This is a genomic window from Mesobacillus subterraneus (assembly GCF_023715485.1).
Lineage (GTDB): Bacteria > Bacillota > Bacilli > Bacillales > Cytobacillaceae > Mesobacillus > Mesobacillus subterraneus_B.
Window position 1 is genome coordinate 1 of sequence record NZ_JAMBOF010000008.1, and the last position, 12,855, is coordinate 12,855.

Consider the following 12,855-nt stretch of genomic DNA (forward strand, 5'->3'; position numbering starts at 1 on the left):
AATGTTCCATAAGCATATTCGAAGCACAAATTCATTAGAGAGAATAAATGGAGAGGTCCGTAGAAGAGAACAAGTAATTAGGATCTTTCCTAACACACAATCAGCTTTCAGATTGATCGGAGCTGTCTTGATGGATTACGCAGAGGAAGTTGGAAAACGAATCATCAAAGAAAAGGAAGAAAAGAAAGGTAAGCAGAAGTAGGGCCCGCGAAGCGAAATTTTTGATGTCCTGGAAGGGGGGCCCCACCTTCCAGGACATCAAAAACATATCAGCTGTATAACTTGATTTTCCTAAGGAATGATTTTACACATAATAGTGGGCTTGACTGTTTCGAGGATAAACAGGTCACCAATAGTTTGGATTGGTGACCTGAAAATCCGGTTTCGGGATAAACAGGTCACCAATTGCGTGGATTGGTGACCTGAAAACTCAGTTTCGGGAAAAACAGGGCACCAATTGCGTGGATTGGTGACCTAAAAACTCAGTTTCGGGAAAAACAGGGCACTTATAATACTGATTGCTTCTACAACTTTAGTTTCGCAACAACCTTCACCTTTGAAAAGTATAAAAGCAGGATATCTCCCGCCCATTATCCATTCCTGGTTCTACTGGATATTGCATCAGCAATCTGTCCGCCATGGAATCGTCCATTCTCGATAAAGATTTCATTCGCATTGTTCCCGGCAGCTATTACCCCTGCAATGTAAATTCCCGAAACATTGGTTTCCATTGTTTCTGGATCAAAATAGGGCCGACCTGTTTCTTCTTCAATTTTAACTCCCATTTTTTCCAGAAACGCATGGTCCGGCCGATAGCCAGTCATAGCAAAAACATGGTCATTTTTCAGTATTATTGTTGAGCCGCCCTGCTCATAAATAATGGACTCTGATGTAACCTCTTTGACGTGCGCATTGAAAACCATGTTAACCATCCCTGTTTTCACAAGGGCCTCAAACTCAGGCAGCACCCACGGCTTAATGCTTGGGGAGTATTCAGCTCCGCGGTAAAGAACCGTTACTCTGGCGCCTGCTTTGACTAATTCAATCGCAGCATCGACGCTTGAGTTTTTCCCCCCTATAACAGCAACTTCCATATCAAAATACGGATGGGCTTCCTTGAAATAGTGGGATACCTTTGGCAGGTCTTCACCAGGAATTCCCATGAAATTAGGATTATCGTAATAACCTGTAGCAATGATTATATTTCCAGCTGTGTATTCCTGTTTATCTGTTTTGACATTAAAGTGGAACTCACCGGATTTTTCTATTCCGATCACTTTTTCATACTTATTGATCCTTAACGCTTCACGCTTTACAACTTCACGGTAATACACAAGTGCCTGGTTCCGTTTCGGCTTATGATTTTCCGTTATGAACGGTACATCGCCGATTGCTAGTTTTTCACTGCTGCTGAAGAAGGTCTGATGGGTTGGATAATTATAAATTGCGTTAACAATATTCCCTTTTTCTATAATAAGCGGATCTTTCCCTTTTTTCCTTAATGCGATAGCCGCAGCCAGTCCACAGGGACCGCCGCCGACGATAATTATTTCTTCTGTCTTCATTTAAGCCTACACTCCTTATTGATCTATACGAAACCACATTAAATGGCGCAATAAAAAATCTCCTATCTTTAAATGATAGGAGATTTCAACGTAAGATTCAATGAAGAACCCTTTATTTATTAAAGTGCGGTTGAGGATATTAAATCCAGCCACGGAAACGGCTCGCTTCAGCCATTTTCCTGACTCCGACCATGTAAGCAGCAAGACGCATGTCTACTCTGCGTGTCTGAGCTGTATCATAGATGCTGTCAAATGATTTCACCATAACCTTTTCAAGCTTCTCTTCCACTTCTTCTTCTGTCCAGTAATAACCTTGGTTATTTTGGACCCATTCAAAGTAAGAAACTGTTACGCCGCCTGCAGAAGCGAGTACATCAGGTACGAGCAGGATGCCGCGTTCTGTAAGGATTTCAGTCGCTTCCAAAGTTGTTGGGCCGTTTGCAGCTTCAACAACAATGCTTGCCCTGATATTATGGGCATTTTCTTCTGTAATCTGGTTTTCAATTGCAGCTGGAACAAGAATATCACAATCGAGCTCCAACAACTCTTTATTTGTTATAGTATTATTGAAGAGTTTAGTAACTGTGCCAAAGCTGTCACGACGGTCAAGCAAGTAATCGATATCAAGTCCGTCCGGGTCATGGAGCGCACCGTACGCATCTGAAATACCGATGATTTTCGCACCAGCATCATGCATGAACTTTGCTAAGTAGCTTCCGGCATTCCCGAATCCCTGGACAACCACCCTTGCGCCTTCAAGCACGATATCCTTTTTCTTAGCAGCCTCACGGATACAAATTGTGACCCCTTTTGCTGTTGCTGATTCACGACCATGTGAACCACCGAGAACTAGCGGCTTGCCTGTAATGAATCCTGGAGAGTTAAATTCATCAATACGGCTGTATTCATCCATCATCCAAGCCATGATCTGTGAGTTAGTGAATACATCAGGTGCTGGAATATCCTTTGTCGGCCCGACAATCTGGCTGATTGCACGAACATAACCTCGACTTAATCTTTCCAATTCCCTGAATGACATGTCGCGCGGATCACAAACGATTCCGCCTTTGCCGCCGCCATAAGGAAGGTCGACAATACCACACTTCAAACTCATCCAGATTGATAAGGCTTTAACTTCTTTCTCCGTTACGTTCGGATGGAAACGTATTCCTCCCTTTGTTGGACCCACTGCATCATTGTGCTGCGCCCGGTAGCCAGTAAAGACTTTAACAGATCCGTCATCCATTCTGACAGGGATTTTCACTGTCATCATCCTGAGCGGCTCCTTTAAAAGCTCATAAACCTCTTCAGGGTATCCGAGTTTTTCCAAAGCCTTGTGAATAACAGTTTGTGTAGATCGTAAGACGTCATGTTTGTCTTCTCTATTTGGATTTTCATTACCGTTTGCGGCTACCATTGATAAACCTCCTAAATCACTATTGCGGATGTTGTCTGCTTTCATGACATAGTATACACCTTTGGTTATTTTATGCAAGAAGAAAAAAACAGTTTTCCGCATTTTTTGATTATTAAATGTAAACGCTGTCATCCGAGCCCTTATCATTATTGGCTTGATAATAAATTGACTGAATAATAAGACATTCTGACGGTTCCAGGCATAAAAAAAGCCGAAGCTCTTTCCATTATTTTATAAAATAATGGACAAGAGTTTCGACTGCGCGTTCTTCCATAATTTCGTTCCCGTATTCAAGCAATCGATGGATGCTTAAAATAGAAGGAACGCCATATTCGGCCATTAAAGATACTGTTTTATTCGCATCTTCTGGCAATATTCCATTCATAAGCAAATAATAATAGTCATTCATGAAATGAAGGCTGCCGCCAGTAATGCCAGCCTGCAAAAGCCTGTTTGCCAGCTGGATCACGTCTTCGATATTATTGAATGAAAAAAGAATATCTTCGCTTCCGTCGACAGTGACCTGCATTTCTATGATTCCATCATCAAACTGCTCTTCATCTTCATCTTGTTCGATCATCGTAACAATCATGACCATTCCCTGGGCATGCAATGAAAAAATCTCAACCGCCACTGAACCAATGATCTCCAAATCGAATTCATCGCTCGCTTCCTCAAGCATATCATGAAAAAGCTGGTGCCACTTCAGCGAATCCTTCCAAATGTCCTCTTTAGTAAGCCCCCGGTCAGAAAGATCATCAACCGTCAGGAAAATCTTAATTTTATTGTTCGTTAAGCGTTCCAAGCGCATAATCATGCCCCCTGCCATCGACAAAGCTCTTGTTTTAGTTTATGAAATAATTGCAGGTTGGTGAGTTATTTAAATTGCTCAATGCGCTTTTTCAACCATTTTTCCCATTCCAGCCTTGTCATCCCTACAATATGTTTTTTGTGTTTTTGGCGCTGCTGAAGTGGCAAGGAGTCAATAGCCAGCCCCCCAATCCCAATCATCACATCTGGGTAATTCCTGCTGATTTCCCCTGCCAGGCCAAGTGTCGCTTCTATATTTTCTTCAAGGGTACATGATAAAAATAAGAACTTTGGCTTCACTTTATCGAGGACCACTTCAATATCGTCTTCAGCAATACTTGTACCAAGGAATATCACTTCAAAGCCTTTGCGCCTCAAGAACAATGTATAGATCAACAAGCCAAGCTCATGCCTTTCTCCTGGGCCGCATACAGCAACGGCTTTAGGAAGAAAGGAACTATGCGGGAAGGAATTTGATAAACCCTCAATTCTAGAACGTAAAAATGAAGAAGCAAAATGCTCATGTGCAGTCGTTATATTTCCCTCTTCCCATAAATCGCCTACCTTAATCAAAATAGGCCCTAATAAATCGATAACAGTCTTATCAATTGTGAAAAGACTAAACGCCTGGTTGATTAATTCATGAGCCCGTGAACTGTTAAAATCAAGCAGGGCCGTCAACAGCTTGTCCCCCAGATCATCCAAAATATCCTTTTTAGGCGGTTCCGCACGCTCCCAAGAAGGCGCAGAGTTTTCCATTAAAGAAATCGCCTGGCTTATTGTAAAGCCCTGGTTCACTTTTGAAATCAGCCATTTAAGAATTTTCAGGTGGTCTTCGGTATACAATCGGTGGCCAGAATCATTCCTGACAGGAGCGATCATTTGATATCGCCGTTCCCAGGCTCTTAAAGTACCTGGCTGGATTCCGAGCATATTGGATACTGCTTTAATATTATATTTTCCATCGCTGTTTCCCATCTTCATTCCTCCGTAATAACCCTAACAACGATTATAGGCATGCAGCTATTCTGATGTAAAACTTCAATCTGCTGAATTTTGTTCCGGAAGCAAGGTTATCAAGTGTGCCTCCGCCTTTGCCTCGAGTCTTAACGGCACGCCTGTTGTTCCATATCCATTGCTCGTCAGCAGTGTTGTTCCATTTTTCTGCTTAATCCCACCTAATTCATAAGGTCCGAACCCTAAGATCCTGATCTGGCCGCCATGGGTATGCCCGCTTAATACAAGGCTGATGTTATGGCCCGGCTCAAGCTCCTTAACGATATACGGATTATGGCTGACCAGTATCTTGAAACCTGAATCGCCGGCATCCTGCAGGGCAAGGTCGAGTCTGCTTTTTTCAGTTCCATAATCATCAACCCCCAAAATATACAATGGGTCACCGGCAGTTGATTCGAATTTTATCGCGGTATTATCGAGGACTTTAACTCCCGAGTGGTAGAGAAGCGAGTCCAGTTCATGGGAATTGGATTCGTAATCATTATTTCCCCACACAAAAAAAACGGGAGCAATTTTTTTCAATTTTTCTATATTGCCTGCAGCCTGATCCAGCGAAACACCTTTTTCAACGAGGTCTCCACCAATAATGACGATATCAGACTTCCCTTTTGCCTCGTCTATTATTGAGTCGGAAATGATTCGCTTATGGATATCCGAGATAAAAAAAATCGTAACAGAACCAAAACTTGCCGGGAATTCCTTAAATCGAAGTTCATGTTCCAGGACAGTGTTCCCGAATGCCTGACGGTACATATATAACAGCAGGATTCCGCCAAAAATAAGTATCACTAGTAAAAAGTAAATAAATTCCATTTATGCCTCCCGCTTATCCATAATCTAAGTTTCCTTCTCTGTCCCCGATGGGCTAAATGAAATCATACCATATAGAAAACAGAAACTGAAAAAAACACTGGTCTGCCAAAATCCGAATGGTAAGAGCAGGAAAAAGCAGCCGACACTTCCAATAGCTAAAATTATATCAGAAACATCAGCCTTTTTACCTTTAAATGATTCGACCGCAGCAATGATACCATCACGGATCAGACCTCCCTTTGCATACATGCCAATTGTGAGCGCAATCGCACCCGCAAGGAACTCTAATGGTTCTAAAATAAATTCACCCAGGAATTCATCCGGGTGAAAAGGTATAAGCACCGGCAGCCAATTAACTGCCAGATACCCGCATATCAATCCGAAAACCAGCCTTAAAACCTTCAAAAGCATATTAAAAACCTCCCATACACAATGTATGAGAGGCCCTTGTCTTTATTTCTGCTTGCCAGAATCAAATTTCGTGAATATCAAGAACACGGAACCCTGAATCTTCAAGCTTTTTTATGAATTTATCAATATTGTCCTTCTTTTCAATTTTCATTACAATCCTGCGGACAAGTTTGTCAGTTTCATCGAAAGTTACTAAAGAAATGATGTGCTCATGGAATTGGTGAGCAATGTCCGCCAGCCTTGCGATACGGCCTTCAGTTTCCACCGAAGTAAACGCAATCCGTACACCTTCCCTGTGAACTCCAAAAGCACTCTGGAATTGATCAAGAGCATCCGAGCGAGTGACAACACCCTGGAATTTCCCATTCTCATCTACTACTGCAAGCAATGGAATATCCTTAAGCTTTACTAATGTGCTTTCGAAAATTTCACTGCCGTGCAGGATTTGGTCCTGCAATGTAAGAACATCCTTAGCTGTTGAGTTTTGAAGGAAATCGTCCTTTTCGACAACGGTATTAAAATATTTCTGATAAATCCCGTGTCTGGTAACTACACCGGCATATTTATCTCCATCTAAAACTGGAACACCATCAATCTCATTTCCATCTAACTTCTCTAATACATTTTGCAATGTCTCATCTTGCTGGACGGTAACACACTTATACTTTGGAATCATGATACTTTTAACAAACATTCAATTCACCTCTGGTTTAAAGTACTGCCTTATCTTATATATTTCTACGAATAAACAAAAATCCCTTCTAATGCAGAGAAAATTAACATGAAATAAAATTTTACTCATAAAATGAACTGAAGTTTATTTAGAGGAGGGCTTAGTTTGTCTACAAATAGAAGAGTTTGGTATCCGTACGTCAGTCCCTTCGACCCCTGTCCGCCAATAAAGTCCAAAACGTATTCTACTCCGCCAAATCTGTTCCTGGGATTCCAGCCGCCAAACTTAGAACAATTCACTCCAATGCAAGCTTTAAGAACAGGTACGTTGTGGAAGGTGTTTTATGATCCCTGGTATTCACCGTATGAAGCTCCAAGGGAGGATGATCACTCATGAAACAGATGCCCCAGGAATTTTACACCACCATGGAACAATTGCAGGCAGTTGATTTTGTCCTGGTGGAACTTACTTTGTACTTAGATACCCATCCAGATGACTTTGATGCAATCAATCAGTTCAATCAATTCGCAAAAGAACGAAAACGACTGAAAAAAATCATTGAAAGCAATTATGGACCGTTGATGCAATATGGAAACAGCTATTCAGGGTATCCATGGAATTGGAACGACGCCCCGTGGCCATGGCAGCTCTAATTGAATTGAGGAGGGGGTAAGGAAAATGTGGGTTTATGAAAAGAAATTACAATACCCAGTAAAGGTCAGTACCTGCAACCCCATGCTGGCTAAATTTTTGGTGGAACAGTATGGCGGAGCGGATGGGGAACTTGCAGCAGCGCTGCGATATTTAAACCAGAGATACACAATTCCGGATAAAGTAATCGGTTTATTGACGGACATAGGTACAGAAGAATTTGCCCATCTGGAAATGATCGCTACGATGATATATAAACTGACTAAGGATGCAACACCAGATCAAATGAAACAAGCAGGCCTGGATGCCCATTACGCTAATCATGACAGCGCCCTCTTTTACCATAATGCTGCCGGGGTTCCTTGGACCGCATCATATATTGCCGCGAAAGGCGACCCAATCGCGGATTTGTATGAAGATATCGCTGCAGAGGAAAAAGCGAGAGCAACCTACCAGTGGATTATCAATATGAGCGATGACACTGACCTTAATGACGGACTAAGATACCTTCGTGAACGCGAAATTATCCATTCCCAGCGCTTCCGTGAAGCTGTAGAAATCCTGAAGGATGAACAAGGGAAAAAAAGAATATTTTAAAGATCAAGAAGCATCTTTTTTCGGATGCTTCTTATTTATTTTCATGGTAGAGATTAATATCAAAGGATTTTTTCATCATTTCAAAAACAATATGGCGATTCTTCCATTCCTCTTCCTTTTTCCATAAGTCCTTGCTCCGGTCGACGATTTCACAGCGAAGCGCATGGTATTCCTTCTCTGCCTTCTCGCGCTTCTCCTTGAATAGAATCATTAACCCATAAGTCCCAACCGTCAATATCAAAAAATATAGATTGGCGGAGTTCTGGACATACACTGAAAAAATTTCCGCGAAAGAGTATGAATATGGCTTCATTACTGTTATATACAGATAATAAAAATAGATAGATATAAGGCCGATTGTCACCCAGACAGACATAAGGTGCCTTGATTTATAACGGTCGAACTTCTTTTTTCTCTCTATTAAATTCTGCAGCATCTTCTTCGTTGCCGGATCTGTTTTTTCATCAAGGTTAACTATTTCTGCTTCCATGGCAAGCCCTCCTCTTTCTTTAATGCTGTTTTCGCATAGATTGTTGTTTTTAGAAACAAGCTTTCATCCCGTATACCTCTTAACTTCGTACTCTTTTCAAGCAGATTCCTTAACAGGTAATGCATGAAAACTCGTAAAACCCAATTGCCGATTTGTCTTTTTAGATGTGAAAACAACAAAGTTCACGAAAAGTGCCTTATCTAAATTTATGAGCTTGTCCGCCAGGATATGATATTCAACCGAAAAAAACAGTGATGCGAGGGATACTATTTTCAAACTATTGGGGATTCAGGGATACCAATTGGAACCCTGAAGTGGTTTTCCTCCCATATACCATACATGATAGCAGATTAATTTCTTCCTGTTTTGCATCGAATAGACAAGCACTAAGAATGAAAAAAGCCGTAAGCTACGCTTCGGCTAATTTTTCATCGGTATTTTTAGAACTTGACCTGCTTGAATTTCATTCCCCTGAATGTTGTTGGCTTTTTTTATGATAGGGATTCCTTCTTGGGATTTGTAATAGGTCATCGCTACCCTGAACAGCGTTTCGCTTGGCTTCACGGTATGGTAAATGATTTTTTCACCATTTCCTGTTTCACCTTCCGCTGGCATGCCAGTTGATTCAGCTGCGGGCTTTGAAGAATTCTCTGCTTCTGCAGGTTTTTCCTGCTCGCCAGCACCTGCCGGACTTTCAGGAGAATTTTTATCACCGCTGCTGTCTGGGGCAGGTGAGGCAGCCGCAACTTCAATTCGCTTTGGTTCAGTAACTTCTTCGATTGCAGGAGCAGCTTCATCCTCTTCTGTATCTTCTTTCCCGTTATCATCTTCATTGGTATGGTTCTGCACATTAATCAATTCAACTCCAGCACGTTCGAGTGAACGATTCAGTGGTCCCTTAGCTCCATCAAGATAGGAGATGATACTGAAAAAAGAAATTGGAAGGAGAATGAAAAAGAGTGCCATCAGCCTGATTACAGGATACTTTACTTTGACTTTCGTCTTTTTCTGTTTCTGCCTGTGTATATCACTTCTCGGTGGAAGTGCTGTCTTTTTTTCAACAGTATGATCCGTTTTTCGTTCAACCCTTTTTCTCAAGCGTTCTGCCTGGTCCCGGATAGGTTTCTCTTTATTCACTTTATGTACCCCCATTTGCTGCTCTCGCCCTGAAATTAATAAATAACCCTAGCAAGAAATCAATGAAAAAGTGCATCATAATCGTTACAAGCAGGTTATTAGTCACCATATAGATATACCCAATAAAAAAACTCAAGAGGACAATATTCGAAAATAAAAACCAGTTGAACAAATAGCGGTAATGGACAAGCGCAAAAATTAAACTGGAGATAATCAATCCTGTGTTGGTCTGTATGATTCCTCGAAATAAAATTTCTTCGCTGATGGCTACCATGGCGGCAATCACAGCGATCTGATAGGTTTTCTTATTCCTGAATATTCTTTCGTTCAGTCCACCATCGTCATAGTAAGAAGGAGGCAGGTATTTCATAAGCAAAAGGTCGAATGCCACCACTGCTGCACCAGCACCAATTCCGATTGTTATGACTCTGCTATCATCCCAAATCAACAAATCCTGAAATTCATTTAAACTATCAAACAATATCATACCTAAAATCGCCGAAATCGTTAATAGTAAAATTTGCGTAGCAACTAAATGGAAAAACAGTTCTTTTTCAGTAAGTCCGGCTACAGTTTCCTTGTATCGATCCTTCATTATATCCGCTCGCTTAATAATAATATTGATGCCAAATCTTGTTTCCAATCAACCCCAATTGGTCGTTCATCGGATGAAGCATCCGTTTCTTTAAAATCTTCCATTTCTATACCACAATAGCTGCAGCAATTCTCAGGCCTATCCTCGAGCTTTTCGTTGAATGTTCTAAGAATGACAGCCCTTTTACACTCCTGAGAATGAATCCATTCCAGCATTTGCTTAATTTTTGATTGTTTTACCTTCAGGCGATTGTCAAGCAGATGTAATAAGCTTCGCTTGTCCTGATTATAATCAACACTTTCGAGGTTGGACAGGTAATTTTCAACAATCCTCCATTGGATGTCAGTGAATCCGCAGAACATTGCGAGCTCTTCCTCTAACCGGGTTATATCCTGATAGACTACGTTATTTTCGATTAAGAATGTGAACAGCCGTTCAATCTGAAACTCATCAGGAAGTTCTGCTTCAGCCAACTGAAAGGCTAGCTGTTCATCTCCAGGTGAATATATTAGAATAGCGACTGAATCTCCTCCATCTCTTGCCGCCCGCCCAATTTCCTGAAGATAGGATTCGATTTGCATTGGCATATGAAAATGAATGACATACCGGACGTTTTCTTTATTAATCCCCATTCCAAAGGCGCTTGTGGCACACACAACGTCAAGCTGTCCATTGATGAACTGCTGTTGGATCAGAATTCTGCTTTCCGAGTCCAATCCCCCGTGGTACGCCATCACTTTACTGATACCATGCTCCCTCAAATAGGCTGAAGTTTGTTCAGCCACCTTTTTGCTTGAAAAATAAATAATGCCTGGCCCTTTTAAGAATCTTACTAGTTGCATCGTCCGTTGCTGCTTCTCCTGGAAATGGCTTACTTTCTCGAGCGCAAGTGAAATCGCCGGGCGATCAACAGAAAAAACAATTTCATTCCACTTCTCGAGAAGGAGCTTATCCGCTATATCCCGCCTAACTTCATTAGTAGCTGTAGCTGTTAGTGCAAGTGTGAGCGGCTCGCCAATCTTCCTGCGAATTTCCCCCAGTTTAAGGTAATCCGGCCTGAAATCATATCCCCATTGCGAAATGCAATGTGCTTCATCCACTGCAAACAAGGAAACGGACAATCCCTTTATCCGATCTATAACTGATTCCATCCCCAGCATTTCGGGTGAAATGAAAATAAATTTATAGTGATGAAGATTTTCAAGAGCTTTAGCCTTTTGTGGAGGTGTCAAAAAGGAATTTAAAGCGACTACCCGCTTTTCGCCCATGGCCATCATTTGTTCAACCTGGTCCTGCATCAATGACAAAAGCGGTGAAACAATCAGCACAGGGCCCTCACTCATGTAACCTGGTAACTGGTAGCAAAGGGACTTCCCTGTTCCAGTCGGGAGCATGGCGATTGTATGCTGATTTCCAATAATCGATTCCACTGCTTCTTGTTGTCCTGGACGGAATTCGTCAAAATTAAAATATTTTTTTAAATAACCCTTTAATTCCATTCCGCATCACCATATTTAGCAAGAACAAGCCTGATTTCAAAATAAGAAGCATCATCAACTCGTTCTTTTATTTGCTTTAATTTTTTCGCCGAATTTTTTTTTGCTGCCTGAAGGATTCTTTCTTCCTTCTCAGGAGGCACAAACGAATCTATCTTGAAACCCTTCATTGATAAGACGATCTCCACAATGTGGTCTTCTATTGTACTGCCCTTAAGGTTCCTGGCCGCCGCAATTTCCTCAATGGAATAGCCTTTTTGAAACAATTTATACGTCTTTTCGGTTGAGAGAGTTAAAGGAACTTTCCTTTCCGGCTGCTTTATTAAGCCGTTAAGCAAAGGGTATCTGGCCGGATCCTCAAGTATCCTATCAAACAAGGCATGCAAACAGTTTAAATACTCGAAATGGTAGCGGGCAGGATCCAGACCAGTTATTTCTGCAGCCTGCATCGTTGTCAAACCGATTTTCTTGAACCCGCTCAGCCTAACGACGATTAACTCTGGCATGGTATTTTCGTTATCCAGCGCTGTCACTAATTCCAGATACAGCCTCTCTGCCAGATGATATCTGTCTTCCCCTTGCTCCCTGATAAATTGCTTTACCCAATTAAGCGTTTCTCTTTTATTGCGAACCGGTATAAACCTGCGTTCACGGTGTATCAAATTAGAACTTACCTGAATGAGCAGCGTAAGCCTTTCCCAAAATGAATCTGTAATCTGATGGTATTTCCAGCCATTTAAAAAAACAGGCAGAGGATGTTCAGCTAACTGCCCGTCCAAGGTTTCTATCCCCTTATCAGTTAATATGACTTTTGATTCAGCTATTTCCGCCGCGAGACCGTCCTTAATAAGGCGATCGACCATTTTTTCAAGCTTTTCCCGCGTTACAGATGGATAAGTATGAAAATACGGCGTAAGCTGGTATAAATGAGCATCCTGTATCGTTTGCGAAGATCGCTTACCCTGAAACAGATGATAGAGGGAATATATTGTCCGTTCACCATTAATTTTTTTAAAGATATGCAGGACAACCGCCTGTAAAAATGTGATCGCCATCTAACCACCCTTGAAATAAAAAATCGATCATCTTACATTCATTTCTCGCACTCACTTTATAGCAGGAAAATATTATAGATTTATTTTAACATGAAAATATCCATTAAAATGTTTTATTTTCAACGCTG

Annotated in this window: 16 protein-coding genes; 4 read left to right on the plus strand and 12 right to left on the minus strand. The window is 41.4% G+C overall.

Features of this window, described 5'->3' with window-relative positions; genetic code table 11:
- Window positions 1-202, plus strand: a 202-nt coding sequence (locus tag M3204_RS12780) for a transposase (RefSeq protein WP_251482385.1), incomplete at its 5' end; no start/stop codon positions are given.
- Between the two features lie 388 nt (window positions 203-590).
- Here the strand turns inward: M3204_RS12780 and M3204_RS12785 are convergent.
- From M3204_RS12785 to M3204_RS12815, 7 genes are all read right to left on the minus strand, one after another.
- Entirely contained in the window at window positions 591-1,565 is a 975-nt protein-coding gene (locus tag M3204_RS12785; RefSeq protein ID WP_251482388.1) for a YpdA family putative bacillithiol disulfide reductase, read from the minus strand.
- Window positions 1,566-1,704: 139 nt separating this feature from the next.
- Window positions 1,705-2,982: a Glu/Leu/Phe/Val family dehydrogenase gene (locus M3204_RS12790; RefSeq protein WP_251482876.1), complete on the minus strand. Its 1,278-nt coding sequence runs from the start codon at window positions 2,980-2,982 to the stop codon at window positions 1,705-1,707.
- A 226-nt stretch (window positions 2,983-3,208) separates the two neighbouring features.
- Window positions 3,209-3,793 (minus strand): genetic competence negative regulator, encoded by a 585-nt coding sequence (locus tag M3204_RS12795; RefSeq protein WP_251482390.1) that lies wholly within the window; start codon window positions 3,791-3,793, stop codon window positions 3,209-3,211.
- Window positions 3,794-3,858: 65 nt separating this feature from the next.
- Entirely contained in the window at window positions 3,859-4,770 is a 912-nt protein-coding gene (locus tag M3204_RS12800) for a MerR family transcriptional regulator (RefSeq protein WP_251482393.1), read from the minus strand.
- Between the two features lie 63 nt (window positions 4,771-4,833).
- Window positions 4,834-5,622, minus strand: coding sequence for a metallophosphoesterase (locus M3204_RS12805; RefSeq protein ID WP_251482396.1), 789 nt, complete (start codon window positions 5,620-5,622; stop codon window positions 4,834-4,836).
- Between the two features lie 24 nt (window positions 5,623-5,646).
- Entirely contained in the window at window positions 5,647-6,033 is a 387-nt protein-coding gene (locus tag M3204_RS12810; RefSeq protein ID WP_251482398.1) for a hypothetical protein, read from the minus strand.
- A 61-nt stretch (window positions 6,034-6,094) separates the two neighbouring features.
- Window positions 6,095-6,727: a CBS domain-containing protein gene (locus M3204_RS12815; protein ID WP_251482401.1), complete on the minus strand. Its 633-nt coding sequence runs from the start codon at window positions 6,725-6,727 to the stop codon at window positions 6,095-6,097.
- 144 nt (window positions 6,728-6,871) lie between these two features.
- Here M3204_RS12815 and M3204_RS12820 point away from each other — a divergent pair, with 144 nt between their 5' ends.
- The 3 genes from M3204_RS12820 to M3204_RS12830 are packed head-to-tail and all read left to right on the plus strand — an operon-like array spanning window position 6,872 to window position 7,954.
- Window positions 6,872-7,102, plus strand: a complete 231-nt coding sequence (locus tag M3204_RS12820) for a spore coat associated protein CotJA (RefSeq protein ID WP_251482404.1) — start codon at window positions 6,872-6,874, stop codon at window positions 7,100-7,102.
- The gene (locus M3204_RS12825; RefSeq protein WP_251482407.1) at window positions 7,099-7,359 is read left to right on the plus strand and encodes a spore coat protein CotJB; all 261 of its coding nucleotides are present in this window, start codon (window positions 7,099-7,101) and stop codon (window positions 7,357-7,359) included. The genes M3204_RS12820 and M3204_RS12825 overlap by 4 nt, the downstream gene beginning before the upstream one ends.
- 25 nt (window positions 7,360-7,384) lie before the next feature.
- Window positions 7,385-7,954 (plus strand): manganese catalase family protein, encoded by a 570-nt coding sequence (locus M3204_RS12830; RefSeq protein WP_251482408.1) that lies wholly within the window; start codon window positions 7,385-7,387, stop codon window positions 7,952-7,954.
- A gap of 31 nt (window positions 7,955-7,985) precedes the next feature.
- Here the strand turns inward: M3204_RS12830 and M3204_RS12835 are convergent, their stop codons facing one another.
- The 5 genes from M3204_RS12835 to M3204_RS12855 all read right to left on the minus strand — a co-directional run bounded on the left by M3204_RS12835 (window position 7,986) and on the right by M3204_RS12855 (window position 12,727).
- The gene (locus M3204_RS12835; RefSeq protein ID WP_251482411.1) at window positions 7,986-8,444 is read right to left on the minus strand and encodes a YpbF family protein; all 459 of its coding nucleotides are present in this window, start codon (window positions 8,442-8,444) and stop codon (window positions 7,986-7,988) included.
- A gap of 420 nt (window positions 8,445-8,864) precedes the next feature.
- Window positions 8,865-9,581 carry a LysM peptidoglycan-binding domain-containing protein gene (locus tag M3204_RS12840; protein ID WP_251482414.1) on the minus strand — a complete coding sequence of 239 codons (717 nt, stop codon included), beginning with the start codon at window positions 9,579-9,581 and terminating at the stop codon, window positions 8,865-8,867.
- Window position 9,582: 1 nt separating this feature from the next.
- Complete coding sequence (locus M3204_RS12845) at window positions 9,583-10,176, minus strand: CPBP family intramembrane glutamic endopeptidase (RefSeq protein ID WP_251482417.1); 594 nt, start codon at window positions 10,174-10,176, stop codon at window positions 9,583-9,585.
- Window positions 10,176-11,675 carry a RecQ family ATP-dependent DNA helicase gene (locus M3204_RS12850; protein ID WP_251482422.1) on the minus strand — a complete coding sequence of 500 codons (1,500 nt, stop codon included), beginning with the start codon at window positions 11,673-11,675 and terminating at the stop codon, window positions 10,176-10,178. Before M3204_RS12850 ends, M3204_RS12845 begins: the two co-directional genes overlap by 1 nt.
- Window positions 11,666-12,727 carry a helix-turn-helix domain-containing protein gene (locus tag M3204_RS12855; protein ID WP_251482423.1) on the minus strand — a complete coding sequence of 354 codons (1,062 nt, stop codon included), beginning with the start codon at window positions 12,725-12,727 and terminating at the stop codon, window positions 11,666-11,668. The genes M3204_RS12850 and M3204_RS12855 overlap by 10 nt, the downstream gene beginning before the upstream one ends.
- Window positions 12,728-12,855: the final 128 nt, after the last annotated feature.

Bases quoted from the DNA above. Each gene is read 5' to 3' on its own strand.
- M3204_RS12785 (WP_251482388.1), bottom strand. From the start codon at position 1,565: ATGAAGACAGAAGAAATAATTATCGTCGGCGGCGGTCCCTGTGGACTG.
- M3204_RS12790 (WP_251482876.1), bottom strand. From the start codon at position 2,982: ATGGTAGCCGCAAACGGTAATGAAAATCCAAATAGAGAAGACAAACAT.
- M3204_RS12795 (WP_251482390.1), bottom strand. From the start codon at position 3,793: ATGCGCTTGGAACGCTTAACGAACAATAAAATTAAGATTTTCCTGACG.
- M3204_RS12800 (WP_251482393.1), bottom strand. From the start codon at position 4,770: ATGGGAAACAGCGATGGAAAATATAATATTAAAGCAGTATCCAATATG.
- M3204_RS12805 (WP_251482396.1), bottom strand. From the start codon at position 5,622: ATGGAATTTATTTACTTTTTACTAGTGATACTTATTTTTGGCGGAATC.
- M3204_RS12810 (WP_251482398.1), bottom strand. From the start codon at position 6,033: ATGCTTTTGAAGGTTTTAAGGCTGGTTTTCGGATTGATATGCGGGTAT.
- M3204_RS12815 (WP_251482401.1), bottom strand. From the start codon at position 6,727: ATGTTTGTTAAAAGTATCATGATTCCAAAGTATAAGTGTGTTACCGTC.
- M3204_RS12825 (WP_251482407.1), top strand. From the start codon at position 7,099: ATGAAACAGATGCCCCAGGAATTTTACACCACCATGGAACAATTGCAG.
- M3204_RS12830 (WP_251482408.1), top strand. From the start codon at position 7,385: ATGTGGGTTTATGAAAAGAAATTACAATACCCAGTAAAGGTCAGTACC.
- M3204_RS12835 (WP_251482411.1), bottom strand. From the start codon at position 8,444: ATGGAAGCAGAAATAGTTAACCTTGATGAAAAAACAGATCCGGCAACG.
- M3204_RS12845 (WP_251482417.1), bottom strand. From the start codon at position 10,176: ATGAAGGATCGATACAAGGAAACTGTAGCCGGACTTACTGAAAAAGAA.
- M3204_RS12850 (WP_251482422.1), bottom strand. From the start codon at position 11,675: ATGGAATTAAAGGGTTATTTAAAAAAATATTTTAATTTTGACGAATTC.
- M3204_RS12855 (WP_251482423.1), bottom strand. From the start codon at position 12,727: ATGGCGATCACATTTTTACAGGCGGTTGTCCTGCATATCTTTAAAAAA.